This is a genomic window from Paenibacillus sp. RRE4 (assembly GCF_031844205.1).
In the GTDB taxonomy this organism is placed as follows: Bacteria; Bacillota; Bacilli; order Paenibacillales; family Paenibacillaceae; genus Paenibacillus; species Paenibacillus xylanexedens_B.
In genome coordinates this window covers 1229319-1254202 of record NZ_JAUZUT010000001.1, presented here as the reverse complement: position 1 = coordinate 1254202, position 24884 = coordinate 1229319, and the positions used below count along the sequence as shown (strand labels likewise).

At 46.2% G+C, this 24884-nt stretch carries 20 protein-coding genes; 4 read left to right on the top strand and 16 right to left on the bottom strand.

The features are described from left to right. Positions 1-15 precede the first annotated feature (15 nt). The 10 genes from Q9R46_RS05805 to Q9R46_RS05760 form a co-directional block, all read right to left on the bottom strand. Positions 16-1617 (bottom strand): helix-turn-helix domain-containing protein, encoded by a 1602-nt coding sequence (locus tag Q9R46_RS05805; RefSeq protein WP_311279274.1) that lies wholly within the window; start codon positions 1615-1617, stop codon positions 16-18. Further along, positions 1614-3431 (bottom strand): sensor histidine kinase, encoded by a 1818-nt coding sequence (locus tag Q9R46_RS05800; protein WP_311279273.1) that lies wholly within the window; start codon positions 3429-3431, stop codon positions 1614-1616. The genes Q9R46_RS05805 and Q9R46_RS05800 overlap by 4 nt, the downstream gene beginning before the upstream one ends. 30 nt (positions 3432-3461) lie before the next feature. After that, positions 3462-4337: a carbohydrate ABC transporter permease gene (locus Q9R46_RS05795; protein ID WP_311279272.1), complete on the bottom strand. Its 876-nt coding sequence runs from the start codon at positions 4335-4337 to the stop codon at positions 3462-3464. 15 nt (positions 4338-4352) lie between these two features. Then, positions 4353-5234 (bottom strand): carbohydrate ABC transporter permease, encoded by an 882-nt coding sequence (locus Q9R46_RS05790; protein ID WP_311279271.1) that lies wholly within the window; start codon positions 5232-5234, stop codon positions 4353-4355. A 147-nt stretch (positions 5235-5381) separates the two neighbouring features. Then, complete coding sequence (locus tag Q9R46_RS05785) at positions 5382-6695, bottom strand: extracellular solute-binding protein (RefSeq protein WP_311279270.1); 1314 nt, start codon at positions 6693-6695, stop codon at positions 5382-5384. Between the two features lie 303 nt (positions 6696-6998). Beyond that, positions 6999-9095, bottom strand: a complete 2097-nt coding sequence (locus Q9R46_RS05780) for an acyltransferase family protein (protein WP_311279269.1) — start codon at positions 9093-9095, stop codon at positions 6999-7001. A gap of 493 nt (positions 9096-9588) precedes the next feature. Then, positions 9589-10305 carry a hypothetical protein gene (locus Q9R46_RS05775; RefSeq protein ID WP_311279268.1) on the bottom strand — a complete coding sequence of 239 codons (717 nt, stop codon included), beginning with the start codon at positions 10303-10305 and terminating at the stop codon, positions 9589-9591. Next, the gene (locus Q9R46_RS05770) at positions 10302-11153 is read right to left on the bottom strand and encodes an ABC transporter ATP-binding protein (RefSeq protein ID WP_311279267.1); all 852 of its coding nucleotides are present in this window, start codon (positions 11151-11153) and stop codon (positions 10302-10304) included. The genes Q9R46_RS05775 and Q9R46_RS05770 overlap by 4 nt, the downstream gene beginning before the upstream one ends. Before the next feature lie 23 nt (positions 11154-11176). Continuing rightward, complete coding sequence (locus Q9R46_RS05765; RefSeq protein WP_311279266.1) at positions 11177-11353, bottom strand: hypothetical protein; 177 nt, start codon at positions 11351-11353, stop codon at positions 11177-11179. Positions 11354-11667: 314 nt separating this feature from the next. Then, entirely contained in the window at positions 11668-14304 is a 2637-nt protein-coding gene (locus Q9R46_RS05760) for an adenosylcobalamin-dependent ribonucleoside-diphosphate reductase (protein ID WP_311279265.1), read from the bottom strand. Positions 14305-14531: 227 nt separating this feature from the next. On the opposite strand from Q9R46_RS05760, the gene Q9R46_RS05755 reads away from it, so the two are divergent. The 3 genes from Q9R46_RS05755 (at position 14532) to Q9R46_RS05745 (ending at position 18509) form a co-directional block, all read left to right on the top strand. Then, positions 14532-16292, top strand: a complete 1761-nt coding sequence (locus Q9R46_RS05755; protein ID WP_311279264.1) for a DEAD/DEAH box helicase — start codon at positions 14532-14534, stop codon at positions 16290-16292. Positions 16293-16295: 3 nt separating this feature from the next. Next, a complete protein-coding gene (locus Q9R46_RS05750) occupies positions 16296-17426 on the top strand; it encodes a YqhG family protein (protein WP_311279263.1) in 1131 nt (376 codons plus the stop codon). A gap of 192 nt (positions 17427-17618) precedes the next feature. Further along, positions 17619-18509, top strand: a complete 891-nt coding sequence (locus Q9R46_RS05745; protein ID WP_311279262.1) for a hypothetical protein — start codon at positions 17619-17621, stop codon at positions 18507-18509. A gap of 203 nt (positions 18510-18712) precedes the next feature. On the opposite strand, the gene Q9R46_RS05740 is transcribed toward Q9R46_RS05745, so the two are convergent. Beyond that, positions 18713-18910, bottom strand: coding sequence for a YqzE family protein (locus tag Q9R46_RS05740; RefSeq protein ID WP_090924381.1), 198 nt, complete (start codon positions 18908-18910; stop codon positions 18713-18715). Between the two features lie 193 nt (positions 18911-19103). Between Q9R46_RS05740 and Q9R46_RS05735 the strand changes: the two genes are divergently transcribed. Then, positions 19104-19853, top strand: a complete 750-nt coding sequence (locus tag Q9R46_RS05735) for an N-acetylmuramoyl-L-alanine amidase family protein (RefSeq protein ID WP_311279261.1) — start codon at positions 19104-19106, stop codon at positions 19851-19853. Here the strand turns inward: Q9R46_RS05735 and Q9R46_RS05730 are convergent. From Q9R46_RS05730 to Q9R46_RS05710, 5 genes are all read right to left on the bottom strand, one after another. Then, a complete protein-coding gene (locus Q9R46_RS05730) occupies positions 19828-20700 on the bottom strand; it encodes a divergent polysaccharide deacetylase family protein (protein ID WP_311279260.1) in 873 nt (290 codons plus the stop codon). The genes Q9R46_RS05735 and Q9R46_RS05730 overlap by 26 nt on opposite strands. Before the next feature lie 198 nt (positions 20701-20898). Then, on the bottom strand, positions 20899-21870 hold the full coding sequence (locus Q9R46_RS05725) for an alpha/beta hydrolase (protein WP_311279259.1): 972 nt from the start codon (positions 21868-21870) through the stop codon (positions 20899-20901). A 192-nt stretch (positions 21871-22062) separates the two neighbouring features. Then, complete coding sequence (locus tag Q9R46_RS05720) at positions 22063-23055, bottom strand: LacI family DNA-binding transcriptional regulator (protein WP_311279258.1); 993 nt, start codon at positions 23053-23055, stop codon at positions 22063-22065. A 97-nt stretch (positions 23056-23152) separates the two neighbouring features. Continuing rightward, positions 23153-23977: a carbohydrate ABC transporter permease gene (locus Q9R46_RS05715; protein ID WP_154983989.1), complete on the bottom strand. Its 825-nt coding sequence runs from the start codon at positions 23975-23977 to the stop codon at positions 23153-23155. Further along, entirely contained in the window at positions 23977-24858 is an 882-nt protein-coding gene (locus tag Q9R46_RS05710) for a carbohydrate ABC transporter permease (RefSeq protein WP_090924368.1), read from the bottom strand. The genes Q9R46_RS05715 and Q9R46_RS05710 overlap by 1 nt, the downstream gene beginning before the upstream one ends. Between the last annotated feature and the right edge of the window lie 26 nt (positions 24859-24884).

Genomic DNA, 24884 nt, shown 5'->3' with positions numbered 1-24884 from the left:
TCCTGCTCCTCCCGTCTAGCTGCCTGAAGATTTAAATGCAAGTGCCTGCTCCCGGTATTCACTCGGTGTTTTGCCTGTATGCTTTTTGAACAGTCTGCTGAAATACTTCACATCCTCATAACCGCTAATTGCTGCAATTTCACTGACCTTTGCCGGAGACACAACGAGCATATCCATTGCCCGCCTGATCCTCATATCTGTAACAAAGTCACCAAAGGTTACACCCATTTCTTTTTTAAACAATTCACTAAGATGTCCTGGATGCAAATGAACCTGTCCGGCCACCTGCTGCAAGCTAATATCCTGTGCCAGTGCATTCTCAATATAACCTATCGCTTTCTGCACATGTGCGGCCTGCCCTAGTCCCATACGACTGTGATATGCCTGCATCACATCATATAAATGGTGGAACAATTCATCCCCGATCTCTGCCGGTTTCTTGTCGGTTTCAGGGGTCCAAGGCTCAAGCCTGGAGGGTTGTTCCCTTCCAATCGCGTGAAGTGTTCGCGCCAGCCAGCGGTGTCCTGCAATGATCACCGAATGTAGACAAGCTCCATATGATCCCGGTGTGACATCAGGTTCTGCAATCAACCTCGTAATCAGTTCACGTATCCATGTTGTAAGCGTGACTGGATCATTGTCCATGAGCAACGTACCGAGGGTGGTCTCCTCCTCATGTGTCAACACCGTTTTGCCACCTCGCCTGCCCTTGACCTCTTCATACCGCCACACTTTGGTATCCAGCAGTCCACGATACTGTAAAGCGATTAAAGCCGTTTGATAACTATGGTGCAATTCAGAAGCGTGATGAACAGGTTCACCAAGCACAGCACAAATTGAACATTTCAACCATGATTCCATACGATCTATGCCTTCCTTGATCCTGTATACGCTTACTTCATTTTCGGAAGCCACAGGTAGAACACAGACAATATATTGTTTGTCAACCTGAGCAATCGTTCCTGGGAGCACTTCTTCAATCATATTCTGCACTGCAAACCGGAGCAGCGCATCCGAAGAGCGGCCCCAACCCTCTGCCTCAATCACAACAACTTGCCTGCTCACAGGCCGTTTGTTGCCACTAACTTGCTCTATGGATTGAACGGGGAGCGCATGTTCCTCATCAAATGCGAGAAAGGATGGGCAACTCCCCGAATTCGTATGACCTTCGATCACCCATCTGGCAAACTTCCTCTCCCGGTTCTCACGTAACAATTGTCCCTCACGGGACTTCTCTGCCCATCGTTCTGTAATTCTTCCTTTGGCCTGCAGCACCGTTTTGATGATCTCTTCCGGTTTGCTCGTTTTCAAGAGATAGTCTGTGACTCCATTACGGATCGCTTGCTGGGCGTAAGAGAAATCATCGTAACCCGATAAAATAATGACCTCCAGCTCCGGAAGCAGATGCTGTGCTTCTTCCGCTAGCTCCAGCCCCGACTTGCCGTTCATTCGAATATCGGTCATCAAAATATGCGGGTATTCCTCCGCTAGTCGAGTTATAGCCTCCTCGGCAGAAGCAGCTGGCGGAAGAATCTCAATGCCAAGTTCATGCCAGGCGATCACACTCGCGAGCCCTGTGCGAATGATGACTTCGTCGTCCACAATCAATAATCTCATGGCGATTCCTCCAGAATTGGAATGGAGAACGAAATTCGGGTGCCCCCACCCTTTTTGCTGTGTATTTCAAGTAACGCATCCGTCCCATAGTGAAGAAACAGTCTTTCGTTTACATTACGGAGACCATACCCTCCATCGGACAACGACTGCCCCAGTTGCTTCCCTTGGGAATGACTGCCCTGCGGCAACATATTACTCCCATCCGCGGGGATAATACTGGCCCGCAATTGCTCCAATTGCTCCAGTTCCATGCCCGCACCGTCGTCCAGTACCAAAATGTTCATGCGCTCAACCGCGGAATCCTTCTGAATCATAATCGTTATCGTGCCTTGGTTTCCTGCCTGTTGAATCCCGTGAATCATCGCATTCTCCACCAGTGGCTGTAGCAGAAGCTTTAACATCATTCGTTGCTCCAATGCAGGATCAACAATATAATGCAGCACGAATTGATCCGGAAAACGAATCGACTGTACCCTCACATAATGACGGATATGGGCAATCTCCTGGGCAACCGGGCAGTAATCCTGTCCCTTATTCAAACTGATTCGTAGAAAATCACTTAGTCCCTCTACCATATCCGCGATCCGGTTTTCTTTGGACATCAGCGCGATCCAATGAATGGAGGAGAGCGTGTTATACAGAAAATGAGGATTAATCTGAGCCTGGAGTACACGTAGATCTGCTTCTTTTTTGCGAGCTTCCCCACGAATGATCTCTTCCTTAAGCCATTCAATATGTGCACCAAGCAGATTGTAACTTTCCCCAAGCTTGCCAATCTCGTCATCGCTTTCTGCTTGGAATAACGGCAAGGGACGCTTCGGATCAATTCGAGACAAATGTCTGGTTAACACAAGCAGCGGCCTCGTAACCCTGCGAACCGTGAACCAGACCAAACCACCGCTGATTAACGCTGACAAGGCAACCGCAATTGCTGTCAAAATGATAATGTAACTATTCTCTGAACGGTATTGCTCATAAGGAACCATACCAACCAGCGTCCACCCCGTCAGTTCCTCAGGGTAATAAAGTACCGTACGTTTTCTTTCTTCCTCACCATACGTAGTCGTCCTACTATGCCCCTTCTGAATGCGCGTAATCAGTCCCGGTTCGAGATCAGATACATGTAGCCCAAGCCTGGATTTATCCATGGAGGACAGAACCTCTCCTGTGTTGCCAATCAGTTCAAGGCTACCTTCCCCTCTACCCAGTCCAAACGCCGGCCACCCTTTAGAGATCGCATTTTCATTTAAACTGATGCTAAGCCAGCCGATGGGACGATAATTGTGGATGCTGCGAATTGGCCTGATCAACGTAATGACATTTTGAATTCCGGCATAATTGCGAATGGGATATACACCCGTCCACCTTTTATCCGCGTTTCCACTAGGAAGAGATGGGGAAAACAGACTACCTCCGTCCGGTTCATACCAAGTGGCCGTGGACAACGCAGCATCAAAGCGCCCAGGATAAATGGCAATGTTCGCAATGTACTTTTTGGATGCAGCCAGATTGGTCATTCGGCCCACAATATCCAAGCGATCGGCTTCATGATCCTCATCGCGGCTTAAATATTGCTGAATATCCCGTTCTCCAATGAGGAAAATTGATAAATTCTCCGCATCCTGGAGCATATAACGAAGATTCGCTTCCACTTGCTTGAGCGTATCCATCCCCGATAGCTTCGTTTTTTCCTCCGTGATGCGTGAGGCAAACAGGAAAGCAAATAGTCCAAGCGCTACAAGTGGCACAATCATCGAAGCTGTGACAACGACGGACAGCTTCCGTTGCAGTGAAGATGTAAGCCAGCGAACCAACTCTGTTCCTCCTTTGGATGCGCCCCTCGCTTACCCTTTGACTGCACCTGCTGTCATGCCCTTCATCACCTGTTCCTGAAAGATTAAATAGACAATGATGGTAGGAATAACGGACAGGGTCATGGCAGCAAGCGTTAGACCATAATCGGTCTGATATCCATCTGCAAAGTTTGCAATGGCAAGCGGTAACGTTTTCAGTCCCGTTTTATTAATGAATACAAGGGCAAAGGAAAAGTCGTTCCACGCATGTAAAAAACTCAAAATGGTCACCGTAGACAGTGCAGGAAGCGACATGGGAAGCATGATCCGGGTAAAAAGTCCCCAAAGTCCGGTTCCATCCATAAAAGCTGCCTCTTCAATATCGCGCGGAATGCTGACCAGATAAGCTGTCAACACAAAGATTGCTGTTGGCAAGGCAAACGCAGTATACGGCAGGATCAAAGCCCAATACGTATTGAGCAAGGACATCTGTTTCATCAAAATAAACAACGGAACGAGTGTGCTATGAATCGGGATGAGCATGCCTACAACGAAAAACGTCATAATCAGCCCTTTCCAGCGAAACTGGAATCGCGCCAGAATGAATGAAGCCAGTGCCGCGATAAACAGCGTCAGGATCAGCGAGCCAATCGATACGGTTAGTGAATTGCCGAAGGCTGTTCCGAGCTTCGAACTTTCCCAGGCATTTGTAAAATTGACCACATTCCAGTGTGCCGGTAGACCAAAGGGTCTGCTGTAGAAATCCTCATTCGTTTTGAACGCACTAATCACAAGCCAATAAAACGGATACAATGTTAAAATACCATAGACCGTCAGCAGCGTCCAAAGGATTCCTTTGCGAATCTGCCGAATGGAATGCCCTGCATGGCCTTGCGGTGTTGGAATAGTCACAGGTGTTGTACGCATAAATGTGCCTCCTCTCTATCGGTTTTCGTTACGCTTCCGACTGGTCACCCACTGGCTTGTTCCGATGAGCAGCAAGGAAATCAGAACAATCGTTGTGGAGATCGCACTACCGAAACCATATCGGTACGTTGTAAACGTAGAGTTATACATATACGTAGCGAGCAACTCCGTTGCGTGAGCCGGCCCACCTTTTGTCATGATATAGACCAGATCGAACGATTTCAGACTGCCTGAAATACATAAGATAATCGCAACTTGTACCGTGCCCCAAATCATCGGCAGAGAAATGGAAACCAGTTTGCGTATTCCAGATGCGCCATCTATTTTGGCCGCGTCATGGATCTCCCCCGGAATGTTCTGCAGAGCAGAGATGAAAATAATCAGATACAGTCCAACAAAACTCCAGAGCAAGGGCGGCACTAGAGAAAATATCGCGATCTTCGCATCGGACAGCCATTGCAGCTTCCAGCTTTCAAGCCCTATCGCATCCAGCAGGAAATTCAAGATACCGATCTGTGGATGGTAGATATACTGCCAGATCATGCCGATCACAACCGTTGACAATACCATCGGCAGAAATACGGCCGAGCGCAGAAAACGCTGGAGCGGGTTGCTTTTGTGTAACATCACTGCCAACATAAGTGCTAATGGAATCTGGCCAAATACCGAAGCTAGCACAAAAATGACATTATTTTTCAAAGCCCGCCAAAAGATCGCGTCATTCCAGATTTCCACATAGTTGCTCAGGCCAATGTACGTCGATGCCCCAATGCCAGACCAGTTAAAAAAACCGTAATATGCAGACCATACAACAGGCACAAACACAAACAATGCATAGATAATGACTGCCGGAGCAAGCCCCAGCATAATAAAACGCCGATTTTGTAATGCGTTCAATGGCTTCACTTCCCCTCGTATTGCCTTTCTATTGCCTATCTAATCTGTCCGGTATCGGACTGTATCTCTTACCTAAAAACCCCTCCCCTGCCGGGAAGGGGAATGACTTATCCTTAGGTTAATCAGCCTCCAGAAGCAGGAAACAACCTATTGTTTCATCGCATTCGCTTGAGCTGCTTGAATTCGGCCTGCAATATCTTCCGCTTTGCCGCCCATCAGCAGCTCCTGTAACCCGTTATTAATCACCTCAACCGTAGCCGATCCCAGTTTGGAATCGTATACCGGCGTAATCTTCACTTCCTGCATTAGATCGTACAATTCTACAAACAACGGATGAGCTTTGGACTTATCCAGATCAATGTTGTAGCTGACGAGTGTACTGCTATCCAGCGTAGCTTTTTGACCGTCCGGACCAGCCAGTGCATAGAACAGCTCCATCGCTGCGTCTTTTTGAGCACCACTCAGCTTTTTGCTGACACCAAGACCCGTTCCAACGACTCCTGATGTTGTTCTTGGTTCACCCTTGCCGCCCTCCACAGGAGGCAGAATCGTAATATGTGTATTTTTTAACACGTCTTCCGGTGCATTGTTAACGAGGTTGGCGAGCGCCCACCCGCCGTTCATGACCATCGCAGTTTTCCCTTGAAAATATAGTTGCATCATCTGGGTTTCATCAATACTGTTGAATCCGTCCTGAAATGCCTTCATGTTCCCAAGCTCCTGCATTTTCTTCAGCGCTTCAACAAATTGCGGATCAGTGAAACTTGCACCATCCTGAGCTACGGCTTTCAAAAACCAGTCTGTACCCGTCACCCGATCAGCCAGCGTACTGAAAATGGTAGACTGGGCAACCCAGTTCGTTTTGTTACCGAGAGCCATCGGAATGATTCCTTTTTCGTTAAACGAAGCAACCGCCTGTTCCAATTCAGCCCACGTTTCAGGAACCTTTACGTTATTCTCTTTGAAGAGTGCCTCATTGTAATAAATAAAAGAGCTGGGCGCCAGATTCATCGGAACGGAATAAATATTGCTGTCCACCGTATATCCATCCAGTGCATTTGGAATAAAATTGTCTTTCCATTCCGGCTTCGCATCCAGTTCTGCGTTGATCGGCTGCAACAGATCTCCTTTTACGAACTCCTTCGTCATTGCATCCGGCCACATCACGAACAGATCCGGCATCTCGTTGGCTGCCGCAACTGTGCGCAGTCTTGTCTTAAGTCCGTCCGTTGGCAAGCCTTCATCCACCACTTCGATGTCTGGATGCGCTGTACGGAAATCTTCGATTATTTTCCGCATCGCCACCGCTTTGGCATCCTGTCCAGTCCAGTTATGCCAGATAGTCACCGAGACTTTGTCACTGCCGCTGCCAGCTTCGGAAGAATCCCCGCTTGTGCACCCTGCCAGGATAACGGCAAACAAGGTTAGTGCGAGCATGCCTGAAAACCACTTTTTCCACATCGTTATACTCCCCCTTGAGCATTTAATATTTGTATTGTAAATGGTAACGCTATCATATTGTAAGGTGACGATTCACGGATACAGGGGTGAATAATATCGGTTCCCTGTGTACATACCAAAAAAGCCCTCCCCAAGACAATGTCATGAAGTCAAAAATAACTCCAATTACATCACTCTCAGGGAGAGACTTTGAAAATCAGTGTACACTCCATTTGAAATACTTTTAACGCGTGGTTATAAGATACAATAATTCGATAAGTTCTATAGTATATATAATATAAAGGTCTATAAGTTAATCCTCTGTTATTGAAGACTGCTTTTTACCAGCGCTGCAAAAGCTTCCGAACCTTCGACGGTCAGATGCACCCCGTCTTTTTCAAAATATTCGTCATGTCCTTCGCTTGCCTGATTCCAGTCAATAAGAGAAACATTGCTGTAACTGGAGGCTGCATCCGTCAGAGCCTTGTTCACCGTTCGCTCCCAAGGACGCGGCACACGTACCGTAACGAGGTATACCCGGGTTTTATCCTTTAAGCCGTCAAGTACAGTTTTTAAATTTTTGGAATTAAATGAACCGTTTGTTCCAAGCTCCAGCACAACCTCACTGCCCATTTGCTTGTTACGCTTCAGATCCCTCAGTACATCCCCGGCCTGCCACATCTGACGGCCGACATGGCCATCTACGTACACACCGGATATGCTCTGCTCCAGATAAGGCTTGGCGTCCAGAATAACGGAATCTCCGATAATTGTATATTGGACTTTTCCATTCTTCGTGACAGGTGTCGCAGGTTTATCCGTTGCCCCTGAATCCGTTGCATCAGTTGTGCCTTCATCTGGTTTCGAACCCGATGGGGCGGTTTCTTTGTTGCCTGAATCCGCTGAATTGGAAGCAGGATTATTGTCAGGATTAGAGGGAGAGTTGCCCTCATCCCGGCTATCGCTGGATGAATCGTCCGGCTTGGCCGATTTGGATCCATCTGCAGATGCAGTTCCAGGCTTGTGGCTCCCATCCGTTTTCCCGTCTGACGTCGACTCCGTACCTGACTGAACAGATGGATTCTTTTGCCCGGAATCCGAAGGTTTTGTTGTAACGGGTACAACGTCCTGGCCCTTTTCTTCAGCAGACTTTTCGCCATTGAACACCGTAGACAGGGACACCGAATGTGAATCTGAATTGGCTGCTACGGGCAGTACCGTCTGTGATATGGCATAACATAATAACAGGAACGTCATCAGCAGGCCTGTTCGTTTCCACCATACCTGACGGGGAACGAAAGAGGTGCGTCCTCTTCCCCACAGTTTTGACAAGGAATCCCGAAATCCGTTATAACGAATCGGGTTTTCAATATATTTTAACGACATCGATGCAAGTACAACCGTTGCAACGACTTGTAGCAACATACGTACAGGATGTGCACCGCCTGTATCTACAACAGGACTGGTCAGAACAATAATCGGATAATGCCACAGATATATTCCATACGAACGTTCACCAATCCAGCGCAATGGTTTTGCCCCAATAATCCGTGCCAGCAAAGACGAAGGATGGGCAAGTACTGCCACCAGCAGGGTTGCGGCAATCGCTTGTATCACCATGCCCCCCTGATAGAGGAACGAGTCGTATTCGCTCGTATTCAGCATCATATAGATAAGCACCGCTAAGGCAGCAACTCCCGATGCATCCAATGCAAGTCGATTCATCGCAGGCAATGTGCCGGACAGCTTGCGGCTCGGCCAGACTACAGCTAACGCGGCCCCGGCAAGCAGGGCAAATGCACGGGTATCTGTTCCATAATATACACGGCTCGGGTCCAAATCCGGGTTATACATGATGGCCATGGCGCCAGCTGAAAGTTCGGCTGCAACGACAATGGAGACGACCAGCCATCCCTTTCTTTTGAACAACACGATCCCTGCAATTAACAGAAGTGGCCAAAGCAGATAAAACTGCTCCTCAACAGCCAGTGACCAGAAATGTCCAAAAGGTGATGGCGGACCGAAACTTTCAAAATACGAAACATGGTGAAAGATATACCACCAATTACTTATGTACGTAACACCGGATAAGATATCCCCTTTGAGTGAAGCAAGCCGGGACGAGTCTGTACATAACAGCCAGAGCATCACAACCGCTGTCATGGTCAGCATGCCAGGCAACAAGCGCCTAAACCGCCTTAACCAGAAATCTCCAAGCGCAATGCGCCCATGTTCCCGCCACTGGGATAACAAAATATCGGTAATCAGATAGCCTGACAGAACAAAAAATATACCTACACCGAGCAGCCCGCCCGGAATGAAATCCAAATTTAAATGATAAGCAATTACGCCAAGTACCGCGATGGCTCGTAAGCCATCCAGTCCGTTCATATGCCTGTTTTTTTTCACTGATTGTGACATGCGCGCCCCTCCTTGTTACTGCGAGTCCACATCCATCGAGATCGGGGCATCCTCTTACACTGGCTCATTCTGGTTGTTATTAACATACGTATTGCACCTTCCATCTTTCATTTACAACATAAAGAAGACGAATTGCCTATAGATTTAGTTGTATCGATTGTCTATTTAACTTATATTTTCTCGTGCGTTCACGATTACGTTTAGCATTATACGCCTGAAAACAACTTCATAATTGACAAGAATAGTTACAAACCCGTTTAACCGATGTAACCTTTTCTGCCAGCATAATCAGCTGTAAAATCATACTCTATATTTAATGTTTAATATAGTACTTTTCATCGACTGGACATAATTACCTGAGCTTGTTCAATAGAAAAAGACCGCCGACTTGCTCAGCAGCCACTATCCATTATAAACCTAACTCAGAGCGGATTGAAAGTTTTGCTTATAATTGCTTCTTCCTTCCTAGGACTCTAGAGGTGGAACGGGAGAATCAATGCATTGCATCCAGCTTGCGTCTGTGAATCATTAAAACAAATAAACCTGCTGTAATTGCACCATATACGAGCGGTATAATTGTTACCAGTAGCTTCTTAAATAAACTTTGCGCATCATAATTAATTAACACATCTATAGTACTATTTAGAGGAGGCAACAAAAAAATCATGGCTTTAAATCCGTCTGGCAACATATTCTCTATACCTTGTATTGAAAGTGTAATAACAATGAGCACACTCAACATTAAAAAAGACATGACGCGGGAACGAATAAACTTAGAACTAAACCAACAGGCTAAAGCGACTCCCAGCCAAGATGAAACCATATGATAAATCAGGGCCATGCCTAGCTCTTCAACACTCGGATTTCGATCAAACTTTTGAAAAATGGCTGGGAAAGAAACGGCATACAGAGCGAGTGGAATGGTAAAAAGCCAGCAATACAACAATTTTGCAACATAAAGTTTTACTAAACTGCCACTATGCAATACCGTCACCGCTTCCTGATTTGTCGTTTCCATATCAATCAACGTATAACAAATGACAGCAGAAATAATAAAAATAAATGTTGTTGAAAATGCATAACTAGCCATTACTGGATTTGGAACGACACTATATACGAAAATGATCCCTATAAAAAATACAAAGGTAGCTGGACCATAACGATAAGAACGCATGAAACAAGTATGTAAATATGACAGTAATGAGATCACGAGCCTAGCTCCTTTCTGGTTAAGCTAACAATCTCGCCGCCTTTATTTATAAATTCGGTTAAAAAGCTACTATAATCTTTGTACATAAAAGTGATGAGCGTATAACCACTTTGGTTTCTTTTATATGTAATATCGGGGAAAGATTCAAGAAGATGATCAACAACGCTTAAATCTATGCTGCCTTCCAGTTCAAAATATACAACCTTCTGTTCGGAAGACGTGTTTATACTCTCCTTGCTTACTCTTCCTTGATGAATCCAATATGTGTTGCTTTCCAATTGACTTGCTAATAATGGATCGTGCACGGCTGCCAAAATCGATGTACCTTCTTCCTTAATCTTCTTCAGAGAATGAAGCAAATGCCTCGTTGATTCTTCATCCAATCCTGAGAAGGGCTCATCCAATACCAGGAGGTCTGGCGGCTTAATCATAGCTTGCATTACATTTGTTTTTTGCAACATTCCTTTTGAGAAATGACTCATCTTCAACTGATTACTTTGTTCAAGACAAAACAAATCATGCAACTCCTTGATACGTTCTTTCAGTTCTTTCTTAGTCATACCTGATATTCTGCCCATGTAAGTCAAATACTCCGTCGAAGTCATCCTTAGTTTAGATAATCGATCAGGCGTATATCCAATCACTAGATTCGTATGATCAAGTAACCTTTGTCCCGAACTTAAGGGGATTAATCCACTCACCATTCGGAGCAATGTACTTTTCCCGGATCCATTATTTCCTCTTAAAATAATACAATCTCCTCGACTAATCGTAAGCGAAATATCTGTTAAAATGTCTCGCCTACCATATTTCTTGGAAGCTTCTTTTAATGTTAACAGTGCCTTCATTGTTACTTTCTCACCCTCCCTCACTAACGATCTCGTTTTCTTTCTAATGTGATCCATGAATAGTAGAGCACCCAGAATAGCGGTGGAAATATAGCTACTGCAATATATCGATGATGATATGGGAGCGTAAAAATGGTACCTACCGAGATCGGTACGATTACAGCAAACAAAAACAAGTACTTTTTCCAATGTTGATTCATGATAGATGCTACCTCCTTCCTTCGTCCAGAACCTGTCATGAACATTAATTTGAACAGAATATGTGCCTCTTTTAACTGGATTTGTAAGAACAACGTCCTTATTTTAACATATTTAAGATTAAAGGGATGTCTAATGATCAAATAATTCAGGTGAAACTAGATTCGATGTACACTGTGACAGTTCAATTGAAGTCTAGCAACACAAAAAACGAAGTGCTGGTAAGTCAGCACTTCGTCTGAACACTTTTTAAGTTAATAATCCCTGTTCAGGCTCATTAGAGCAATAATTGATTCTGGATTTGTTCTGAAATAGCTTAATTACACTTGCTGTATCCGCAGTTACTGCATGTTTTACACCCTTCTACATTGATCAAGGATGCCGAGCCGCATGAAGGACATAAGTCGATAGATTGGATAAAAGCCTTTTGCCCATCGCCTCCCGCATCGTCCAGTTGTGAGGTCGGTGTCTGCGTGTTCAGCAGAACTCCCTTTGTATTGTTGCTGCTGTTCACACGGTTAGCACTGTTCGGATTCTTCACTCCAATCTCCTCATTCATCTGAACATGGATTTCCAACGCTTTCGCGACAGCATCCGCAATGGATTCCACACGGTTAGCTCCAAATCCAATAGCCCCTGAACCTCCGATGCCTTTCAGATGTTTGATAAGCAACTCCACCTTATGGCCATGATCGCCATATCTCAGGAATAGAGAGCATACCCGGCCCAGTGCCTCCGCCATCGCAAACACGTCTGAGCCTGCCTTGCCTACGTTGAGGAAAATTTCGCCGGGTGTTCCCTCCAGATCATTAATCGTAATATAGGCCATGCCGAACGGCGTATGCATCTTATACGTTGCTCCGCGCAATACTTCAGGGCGACGTTTATACTGTTTATCCACCACATGCGTTATCTGTTCTCCCAGAGATGGCAAGCTGTTCTCCCGCTCTGCATACGCCAAACTCGCTACCGAAACGGTGTCTTCTTTCTTCGAAGTAGAAAGTACCTGAACATCTCTACTGCCGTCCCGATAGATCGTTACCCCTTTACAACCTAGATCAAAAGCTAGCTCATACAGCTCTGCCGTATCCTGCACCGTAAAATCAGAAGGACAATTTGCCGTTTTCGAGATTGAACTGTCCACCCACTTCTGAATGGCAGCTTGCACGCGAATATGATTTTCGGCCGAAAGATCCATCGCCGTCACATAATAATCCGGTAGGAACTCACCAGGATGTTGCTCCAGCCACTCCTCGGCAATCGGCACAAACTGTTCATCATACCCAAGACGGCTCTGGCGAAAATACTTAAAAGCAAAATACGGCTCAATGCCAGTCGATGTGCCCACCATCGTTCCAGTACTTCCCGTAGGCGCCTGAGTAATCAGCGTCACGTTACGAATTCCTTTTTGACGGATCGCTTCTTCAACCTCCGGGTACGCCTCCGTCATCTGTCTCATAAATCCACTCTGTAAGTAAGGCTCTACCTCAAACGCCGGGAACGCACCCTTCTCCGCGGCAATCTCCGCTGAAGCGAGATAGGCTTCCTTTGCTATAAATCCATACAGTTTATTGAGAAAATCGAGCGATTCCAGACTGCCATAACGGATACGCAGTTTGATCATCAGCTCCGCAAGTCCCATGGTTCCTAGCCCCACCCGGCGTTCACGCTGCTGATTTAATCGATTTTCTTCAAAATGATACGGCGTCGCGTCAATCACATTGTCCAGAAATCTTGCCGAAATTCGCGTCGTTTCCGCCAGCTCTTCCCATGCCACATCGTGGTTTGTTTCATCATAGAATTTGGACAAATTGATTGCCGACAAGTTACATACGCCCCAGCCTGGAAGGCCCTGTTCCCCACAAGGATTAGTACAGATGATCGGATTAAAATACCAGCTGTTCGACATCTGATTGTAATACTCCATAAATACAACACCGGGTTCGGCTGATTTCCAGGCAGATTCAATAATCGTATGCCATATTTCACGTGCCTTCACTGTCCGGTATGGAATAACGTTATGGCCGGACTCTTTCCATTTGGTCAGATCCCCATCCCACTCCGAATCATAGTCCGGGTCACTCGTATCGGGAAAAACAAGCTCCCAATCACCGTCCTGCTTCACAGCCTCCATGAACGCATTGCTTACGCAGACCGACAGATTGGCATTGGTCACTTGCCCCATCGTTTGTTTAACCGTAATAAAATCCAGCACGTCCGGGTGCCAATCGTTCATCATCAGCATCAGCGCACCCCTGCGGCTACCGCCTTGTTCGATAAGCCCCGTCGTATAACTGAACAAACCGCCCCAGGATACCGATCCGCTGGACGAGCCGTTCACACCTTTCACCACAGCCCGCCGCGGACGAAGGGATGATAGATTGATACCCACGCCACCGCCGCGAGCCATAATTTCAGTCATTTCGGTCAACGTCTTCATGATGCCGCCCCGGCTGTCTTGCGGAGAAGGAATGACATAACAGTTAAACAGCGTCAACTCATCACTGGCCCCTGCACCAGCAGCAATACGTCCACCAGGAACCAGTTTCCAGTCATCCAGCACCAAGCGAAACTTTTTCTCCCAAACAGCCTGTTGTTCAGGTGTCGATTCAACAGCTGCCATCGCTCGGGCAAGACGATCCCACATCTCTTCCGGTGTTTTCTCTATCGTAAGTGTCAACTTTTCCACATCGGTCTCGATGATCGTATCGCTACGTGTCCGCACTTTAACTAGTTGTGCCTGCCGTTCAACAATCTCACCAACTTCCTTCACCGGAAACTTGGGATCATCTTTCGTTAATACAAGTACAACATCTCCGACTTTTGCATGATTTGAATCGGCGTCCTTCCATGCGTACCGATCCAGAAATATTTTCTCGCTGAGCCCTTCCAGCTTACGTTTATTCTCATGATGCTTCACTTGTTGGTTCGTTCCTGTATTGTTGGATGCCATGTCTGCAATCAACCTCCCCGAATAAACCGTTCATTTTAAATTCAATGCTGGCTTTGAGAATATTTTATGCCTACATACTACATATAGTGATTTATATCTATTATATTACACTATATGTTGATTTTCTATGTGATTTAGTTCATAGATCCTCTGAAACGGGTTATGAACTTGCCTTCCTTCGTCCATACTATTAGCTACGAATAACACAAGAACGGAGAGGAAGCATCATGAACCGGAAACATCCGCATCATCAGAATCAACCTGTAGCTGACTTACCTGTTCCTCTTGAGTTTGATCGAAGCTGGCTGGAACAGCTTGAATCTCGTTTGGACAAGGGCGGACCTTGGGGGGATTACCGACTCTTTCAACTCGGTATTCAGGCAGAAGAAACGAATCTCATTCCGAACTTTGACGAAATTCAATGCCTGAAACATTTGCAAGATCTGACCCCACTTCCTCACCAAATGGATACGGCACGCAAAGTATTATTCGAAATGTCAGGCCGAGCCATTCTCGCCGACGAAGTAGGTCTGGGCAAAACGATCGAAGCCGGCTTGATCTTGAAAGAATATATGGTTCGTGGACTTGTTTCTAAAGTGTTAATTCTTGTACCCGCCTCTCTTGTATTGCAATGGGTACGTGAGCTCAATTCCAAATTTGGCATCCCGGCAGTTGCACAGAAAAAGGCTTATTCCTGGCAAAATGACGTCGTTGTTGCTTCTATGGACACTGCCAAGCGAGACCCGCACAAAGATATGTTACTAAGTATGGACTATGACATGATCATCATCGATGAAGCTCATAAACTCAAAAATAAAAAAACAACCAATTATCAATTCATGCTGCAATTACGCAAAAAATACTGCCTGTTACTCACCGCTACGCCTGTTCAGAACGACATGAGCGAGCTTTTCAATCTGATTAACCTGCTGAAGCCAGGTCAGCTTGGTCGTCAGGGTGATTTTGCCGCCAACTTTGTCGTCGATAAACGTGTGCCCAAAAATCAGGAGCAGCTCAAAGATGAGCTGTCCAAAGTCATGATCCGTAACAGGCGTGGCGAAGGCCCCGTACAATTCACCAAACGCAACGTCTCTAACGTGGATCTGCAACTTTCACCCGAAGAGCAAGCGCTCTATGACGGGGTAACCTCATTTGTCAAAGATCAATACCAGGAAGCAGGAGGCAACCTTAGTAGCATGCTCTCTCTGGTCACGTTGCAACGGGAAGTCTGCAGCAGTCGGGACGCTGTATTTGTAACACTCGTGAATCTGTCCAAGAAGTTGCCGCTGGATTCCCCACTGCGGGATAAAATCTGGGAACTGGTGGCACATATCAAGGCGATTAAAGAAAATACAAAAGCCGAAAAAACGATGGAACTAATTCGAGATATGAATGAGAAAGTCATTATTTTCACGGAATATCGGGCGACGCAGGAATACCTGTTGAACTATTTTCGTAACAACGGGCTGACGGCTGTTCCCTATCGGGGCGGGATGAACCGAGGCAAAAAAGACTGGATGATGGACCTCTTCCGCGGCCGTGTACAGGCGATGATTGCAACGGAGGCCGGTGGCGAAGGCATCAACCTGCAATTCTGTCACCATATGATCAACTTTGATCTACCGTGGAACCCGATGCGGGTAGAACAGCGGATTGGCCGGGTACATCGGCTCGGTCAGCAGAATGACGTTAACATTTTCAACCTTTCAACCAAAGGCACGATTGAAGAGCATATCCTGAATCTGTTGCATGAGAAGATTAATATGTTTGAGATGGTCATCGGTGGATTGGATGTCATTCTCGAACGGCTGGAGAAAAAGGAATCCATCGAAAAAAGTCTCTACAAAATTATGCTGGAGTCGCAGAACGAAGAGGATATTCGCCGTAAAATGGACACTCTTGGACAGTCGCTGAACACAATTCAGCGCGAGGTTGCTGACGAGGTGCCTTTAATCACCAAACTTGATCTTCACAAAGGAGGCCACTGATCCATGACAATGTCACCGCATGAGATCCAGGCTTACGTCCTGACCTATCTGGAAGCTCTGGATTGTCAGATCATGGAGCGGTCACCTGCTCATGTGACGGTTAAATTATCACCTGAAGCAGACAAGGCATTAACGAACCGTCCGTATTACTGGGGATTTGTGGAACGTGTAGGGGTGGAGCCTGAGACCATGTCGTTTACTTTTGTTTTTGACCCGGAAGCTTACCAGCAGATCACCGAGGCGGCGGAAGCCAAGTCCAAAGCGTCTCAGCTTGCTCAAACTCCGCCTGAAGCGAATGCTGATGCTCCGAAAGAAACGATACTCGGACGTTATTTTGGCATCACGTCTTCCATGCCGCAGCTTGGACCCGGACGCATTCTGCGAGAAGATGTTGTATATGGCAGCCGCAGATTACAGCAGATTTTTGCCGCAGCCCGCGAAGGTGGCGCCTTCGTAAACCTGTTTGAACAAGCCGCCAAACGCCAGATCAGAGCCACATCTCCGGCTGTGTATGAACCTTGGCTAGGGGTTTGTTTTAAAGTCGAGTTTGCTTGTGACCTGAAAAGGGAGGAATTACACTTCCTCGGCATTTCACTACGATCGGGTGAAATCATCGAAAAGTTCGGCAGCAAGCTGAGCCGGCGTGATCTCAGCCCAAGACTGGCTGAAAATATGCATGCCCAAGCACCGAAAATTTCGCTAGCTGATGCAGGAGCTGCACTCGAATCACATCTCACCGCTCACTTAAGCAGGCTCGATTATAGCTGGGCGGAAAAAGCAAAAGAACGTCTGCAACTCGAACTTGATGTGGTTGATGCCTACTATGAAGCCGTACTGCGAGAAGATATGCCTGAGGTTACTGAGGATATTGAAGTTGAAACGGTTCGTCCTGTTATTAATCGGGTTCGCGGCATATTAGAACCGGTCCGAGCCGACGTGGAAATGGCCGCCGAAGCTACCATACAACCGATGCAAGATGATGCAGACCCTGAGCAAGAAAAAGCGAAACAGGCAGTCATAGATCGTGAAGCGATGAAACTGCAGTATGAAAACAGGCGAACCGAGATGATCTGGCAATATGAGCCGAAGGTGAAGGTCACTGCCATAAGTAGCGGCATGTTTCACTTAAGATAAGACGAAGACACTACTTTTCCTGCAAATGCTGGCAAAAGTAGTGTTTATTCATAACCCTTGAACCGACAGTTTGCAGCACCCTTTGCATCCCCTCTCCTCTACAATGAAGTCAGGAAGAAGGTGTTTATAATGAAAAAACGGCTCAGGTCAAAACGACGAAATATCAGGCATTGCCTATCGATATTCTTGAACATGATAATCTGCTTTGCTCTTCTCTCCATCTGGCCGACGGCTCATGCAGCGGCACCAACTGACAGGCTGGCACCCGCATCTGTAGAGCAATTCGCACAACTGCAAGTGAACGCACTCGGTACCTCCAATCCAGATTGGCTTGTAGCGAAACTTGAATATTATCCATTAGGGCCAGGTAACCATGGCTGGTTTGTGCATGCCAGCATGCAGGACAAGCCCGTTGGATATATGATTATTTCTATAAATTCGCAAGGTCAGCTTCTTCTCAGTGAGTATGGTCAGGGAGAAGAAGCACTATATAATAACGAGCTACTAGGACAGGCTCTGGAACGACAGGGTTTGGATATGAAAATATTACAAACTGCTGGTGATAAGATTACACGTCGATATGCTGCTCCTCTTTTGGCTTATTGGAAAGTGGCACGTGAAAATCATCCCGCGATGTACATCGATGCATCCAATGGAGATTTGTTGCCAGTCATTCAGTTAGAACGTATAGAGACTGGCTCTGGAACGAAATCTTTCGGCTTGAAGGAGTTGCAACAACAGCTAGCCATACCTGATACAACAAGATTTCATACGAGTCCTGTTATTCTACAGCCTGCTTTTGACCCTTTATCTCAACTAACCTGGCTGACATCCGAACCGCTACAGCCCTCTCAAGTGAAGCAACAGCTCCAGCAGAACCATAGAGAAGCCCTTGTCTTCTCAGCAGAAGAATGGAATCTGTTCTACGGTGGTCCTTTGCCAGTAAGCGGATACCAGATATGGAGTGTTGCAGGTTCAATGTCTGATCCTTACGTCGGTCTTGGTGGCCTTAACTCCACTCAACGCTTCATTTCGTTGAATAAGCTCTTGAATGATGGACATTTCTACAAGATTAATCCTTAGCACACTTCACTAATACAATATGTAAAAAATACTCTCTATTCTCACAAAAAGAACTTTGCATGTTGCCTTTTCGAATTTAGAATGTATGCATTCGTCATTATTCTTAAAGCTCAATCAAAATAATTCATAAAAAGACGCATCCTAATATAGGATTGCGTCTTCTTGGATTGGCACTTTCGTTCGTCTTTTTTGATGAATCGCTTTTAACTCTTCTCTGATCTTCGTTTCTTCTTGTCTACCCATAAGGATACCGCAAATGGAATCATGCCAAACCATTTCATGGACCAGGGTTCTTTCCTTCTGCTTTGTGCTCTCCGTTCCTTTCGCTCATCCTTCGGCGTGTCGATGTAATGTACCACACGTTGCGTAATGTATTTAACCAGTTCATCACTTTTAGCCATAAAACAGCCTCCTCTTTTTCCGCACATTCGTGATCTAACGTTATCCCTATTGTGCGCAAAACGTGATTGAACTAAACATTTTTTTGTGCCATAGCGTATGAAATGGCCTAAAATGCGCAGTCTAATGCCAAAGGTATCCATCCTGGTTCGCTATTTGCTTCAACACCTATATCCTGAGGGAGTGTGTATTTCGATGTTCAAGCTACTGCTAACGATTTCTACAGCTTTGCTGATTACGGTTTATTCTCTTTCCGGTCACTCTTCCGCCTCCAGCCTGGTTCGCCCTGATCCATCTGCTAATCAGCCGTCCATCATGCCCATCACGGAAGGCGATTCCTATCGCTCAAGCCATCATGCTTTTGCGGCACCCGTTATTCTGCTGGATGTTGGCCACGGAGGTATTGACGGAGGAACAACCGAAGCAGGTATTCTGGAAAAAGACATCAATTTAGCGATCAGCCAAAAGTTATACTTACTTCTTCGCGGCAAAGGTTACACCGTCATGATTAACCGTCTGGGTGATTACGCACTAAGCGATGAGAACCGTTGGTTAAACAGCCGCTCACGTCACATCAGGGATCTCGCACAGCGCAAAAGCCTCAGTGAGGAAGTAAGCACCGATATCGTCGTTAGCATTCATGCGAACTGGAGCCCACGGTCAGCCACGCACGGCCCTGTAGTGCTTCATCAGAAAGAGGGACGCAGCTATCTGCTGGCACAATCGATCCAGGATGCCATGAATCGCTTATGCGGAACGCATCGTGAAGTCGTCTGGGGCAAACCATTTTACATGCTGAATTATGTGAAGCATCCGGCAGTCATTGTGGAAACGGGTTTTTTAAGCAATGCAGCCGACCGGGCCAGAATCAGTGACCCCGCAGAACAAAAACGAATTGCCCAGTCGATTGCGGATGGAATTATTTATTATCTGTCGGTAGTGTAGGTGCCGCCTGCCAATGCCAAACATCCCGCACCATATCACCAATTCCTACAAATTGAACTTGATTCTGCAGACGGGAGACCGACTCCCGTATCACTGCAGAAGTATTCATGCCTGTATGACCGACATGGCCAATGACAACGCAGCTTTTCTTCTCAACCGCACGCTGAGCAGCCAGATCAAGCTGCTTGCGGATATGTGCCTTTGAATTCTGGTCATCCAAAAAAATGTCATTGCCCACAGGCGGCATGTTTTTGGCTATGGCAAGTTCGCCAACCACGGAACGAAAATTCGTACGGCTGTCCACAAAAAAGAGACCACGCTCCAAACAGACATCCAGTACAATGGACATAATGCGTTTATCCGAAGTGATTTTAGAACCCATGTGATTGTTCATGCCGATCGCATAAGGCACATCATCAATGGCCTTTTCAACCCGTTCTCGAACCTGCTCATCCGTTAGATTGGATGTAATGGCCCCTGGGCCAAGCCACTCCGGCTTGCCCTTCTTGGGTTCCATCGGCATGTGCACAATCACATCCATGCCTTTCTCATGTGCAGCAATGGCATCCTTCTTCGTTGTTGGCAAAAAAGGCATCACTGCTACAGTCAGCTTTACAGGCATATCTAGAATTTCTGCTGTACCCTTCATATCGTTGCCCACATCATCGATAATGATGGCCATTCGATTGAACTGAGATGATGATAAAGCCGGCTCCGTTAACAAGGCTGGCATGGCAGAAATTCCAGTTCCTCCTGCTCCAATAACAGCTATGATGAGACACAGGAAAATCCGCATTTGAAACCTCATTTTAACCGAGTAGCCCTGTTTCGCTTGATTACGTATCATACCCTGCAACCTCCTCTAAACTTGGTGTTCTCATTGTTTGATTTCAGACGCAGTTCTATGTAAGCTCCCTTTCCCAATTCATTCTAGGAACATCTGAACATAAAAAAAAGCTTGCTTCAAAGCAAGCTTTAGAACATGACTACGTAGCATCCCATAGCCATTAAACGATTAATACTTTCATTAAGACGATCACTTTTTTCAAAAATCAGAGGTTGCCCTCTCCGGTTCACGTTTTAACGCCTGAGCTAAACGCTCAATATACTCGGTTCGAATCAGCTGACTGCTCTCTGCCTCGGGAGCAACATGCTCTGAAGCATGATAACACCCGGGATACAGGTGGAATTCAACCTTAACTCCTGCTCTGGCCAGACGAGCCACATACTCGATGATCTCATCCCGGAACAGATCCAGCTCACCTACGCAAATATACGCAGGCGGCAGGCCTGTAAGATCGGTAGCAAGGCTGGGAGAAGCATATGCAGGAACTTCAATGTTGAATTGGTGTCCGAGATACATCTTCCAAGCCGCTATATTGTGCGCCCGATTCCATATCGAAGGATGTGTCATCTCATAGCTGGAAGATGTGCCATTCCGATGATCCAGCATCGGATACAGCGGTAGCTGAAAGCACAGTTCAGGCCCATTGCGATCTCTTGTCAAAAGGGTGATTGCTACTGCCAGCCCGCCTCCTGCACTGGCTCCCCCAACGGCGATACGCTTCAGATCTATCCTTCGTGCCTCAGCTTCTTCTGACATCCATTCAAGTGTGCTATAACAGTCCTCAAGCCCTGCAGGATAAGGATGTTCCGGTGCCAATCGATAATTCGGAGAGACAACGATGCAATCCGCTCGAATCGCAAAATCCCTACAGAGTCGGTCATCCCCCTCGGGACTTCCAAGAATCATTCCTCCCCCATGAATCCACAGCAGTGCTGGCCTCTCTTGTGTATTCTCATGTACAGGTGTATAAATGCGCAGTTGCAGTTCGTTTCCATCCGATCCTTGAATATACTGATTTACGATTTGAACTGCGTCTGAAGTCTGATCAACTTGTGATGCATTCAGATCTGCATTTGTACGTGCTCTCATCAGGTCTTCAGGCAACTGTATAACTTCAAGTCCTAACAGACCCGCCCTTAGCTCCGGTGCAACCCTGCTCATAAAATCCATTCTGTATCCCCCTGTCTCGATCTAATGTTTAATTAATGAAGCTATAGTCATGAACGATATAAGTTAAACAATCGATATATACAAGAACATTATTACGAAAAATATAATGAACAAAGATATGCTTACACCTTATATATCAACCGGTTGACATATATAGCAAACAAGAAGAGTGCTTTCTTGAAAGCACCCCTTCTATGTCGTTTCCCGCTCAATCAGCTGGACTGGGAACAGGTTTGTACCCGAAGCAATTTCTTCTCCCTGAATCTGTTGTAGAACCAAGCCGATGATTTGTTCAGCCATCTCCTGTATTGGCTGCCGTATACTACTCAGACGTGGACTGAGCAGAGAAGCGATTTTCACATCATCATAACCGATAATTCGCATATCCTCAGGGATACGTTTTCCCGCCTGGCGAGAAGCCTGCACAGCTTCAGCAGCGATGACATCACTGCTCGCAAATATACCATCAACGGCTGGATGCTGCTCCAGAAAGCCTATGATCTCCTCTTGAATCTCCTGCTCATCCCCGGCTGAAGCATCCAGTTGCAGATGAATCGGTTCAAGTCCTGCATGCTGCATCACGGCTTCATATCCTTGTGCTCGGCCATTTGCCAGCAAAGCGACATGGTGTGGCCCTCCAATCCCTCGATAGAGAAAGGCTGGCTGGCTGCAATTTTTATCAAGGAGTAGCTGCGTAGCCAGCCTGCCCCCCATCTCGTTATCCGAAGAAACGACCGGAATGTTGTCGGCCACTTCACGATCCAATGAAACAATCGGAAGATTCAGATTCAGGTAATGCTGTACATCAAGAACAGAACTGCCTGTAATGATGGCATCCACCTTGTTTTTTTTCAACATATCAATATATTTGCTTTCTTTACTAACATCTCGATTGGAGTTGCACAATAAAAGCTTATATCCAGACTTGTCCGCATAATACTCCAGATGATAAGTCATCTCACTGAAAAAAGGGTGGGATACATCTGGAATGATCAGACCAATCATATTCGATTTTTTACGAAACAAAGCTCTGGCCATCTCGTTGGGTTGATAATCAAGCTCTTTCATTACCCGATAGACCTTTTCTCGCGTTTCTTCGCTAATGTATCCTCTATTATTTAATACGCGGGACACGGTTGTAACCGATACTCCTGCTCTTTTGGCAACATCATCAATCTTGGGCATAACCGTTAACCACCTTGCTCTTTTTAATCCATTATAAGCTTAATCGTTTTCCATTTCACTCCAGTTCACTTCTTGGTACTTCAGTGTTACTTCAGTGCTATTTCAGTGCCCCCTCTGTAATCCCCTTGATAATCTGTTTTTGCAGAAGCAAATACATGATCAGTACCGGAATAATCGTCATAATCAACCCAGCCATGAGCGGCGCATAATCCACTGAATAGGACGAGAAGAAATTGTACGTAGATAGTGGTAATGTCTTGTGCTCCGGCGATAACAGCACCAGGCTTGGTAGCAAGTAGTCATTCCAGATCCATAACACATCCAGCACAATTAATGTCACAAATACCGGCCTTAACAAGGGAAGCACAATCTGGAAGAACGTCCGCATACGCGAACTCCCTTCGATAAAAGCAGATTCTTCGAGTTCATAAGGGATACCCTTGATAAATCCATGGAACGTAAATACGCCAAATGGCACGCCGAAACCCAGGTACATAAACAGCAAGGTTATTTTGGAGTCGAGCAGACTCATATTGCCGTATAACATCACCAGCGGGATCATCAAAACTTGAAACGGTAGAGCAAGTGAAGCCAGCATCGCATAGAAAAGAATGCCATTCACACGCCATTTAAAACGAACAAACAGATACCCCGTCATCGATGAGAAAAAAAGAATCAGCAACACGGAGCCGACGGTAATCAGCAACGAGTTCAGAAATCCATCCAGAAAATTCATATTCTCAAATGCACTGACATAGTTGTCCAGTTGAATTCCCGTTGGCAACGATAACGGATTTTCTACGAACTGCTGGGTCGATTTGAATGAGTTCATAATAATCAACAAAAACGGCGTGAGAAAAAGAAACAGCAACACGTATAGCAGTATTTTCTTCAACGAAGGAAGGAATTGGCGGATCGACATCAGGACTCGACCTCCAATCTCTTCAGCAGATACGATTGCGTCAACGCAATAATGGCGACTACGGCGAAGAGCACCACAGCCTCCGCTTGACCGACCCCGTACTGGTTAGACAGAAATGCCTTTTGCACGATATGATAAGTCGCGAGCTCCGTAGAGTTAAACGGCCCCCCTTTGGTCAACGCAAGGTTAATATCATAGGTCAGAAACGATCGAGAAATCGAAATAAATACACAGATCACAATGGCTGGAATGGTGAGCGGTAACATGATCCGGCGTATCGTTGCCATGCGGCTTGCACCATCGATGCTGGCAGCCTCTAGCACATCATTCGGAACCCCGGCAAAGCCGGCAATATAGATGATCATGAGATAACCAATCAACTGCCATGACGTTGTGATGACGAGCGCCCAGAAAGCTGTGTCTGTATTGGTTAACCAGGATGTTTCAAACCAGGACCAGCCATACTTTTGCCCTAAGTAAGGAAGTACTTGTGAGAACAAAGTCTGCCAAAGATATCCGAGAATGATGCCCCCAATCAGATTGGGTGTAAAAAAACCAGTGCGAAGCCATTGCTCGCCTCTCCCACCACCCGTCAGCACAAGAGCAATAAAAAAAGCAGCAGCGTTTGCGATAATGACAGTGAAAAATACATATTTAAGGGTAAACCATAATTGAGTCCAGAACACGGTATCCTGCCAAACCGCGATATAATTGGATATACCAATAAATGTGTTATCCCCGGTACGAACATCCCAATTGGTGAATGTAAGGTACAATCCAACGATAAACGGGATCACAACCACTGCGAGAAAAGCGACAACGGAAGGAGCTCCAAACAGTAAGAAGGTTCCCGCGTTTCTCATCCGTATTTTTCTATCCATGTTGACCTCCTGTGGTTCCCTTGGTA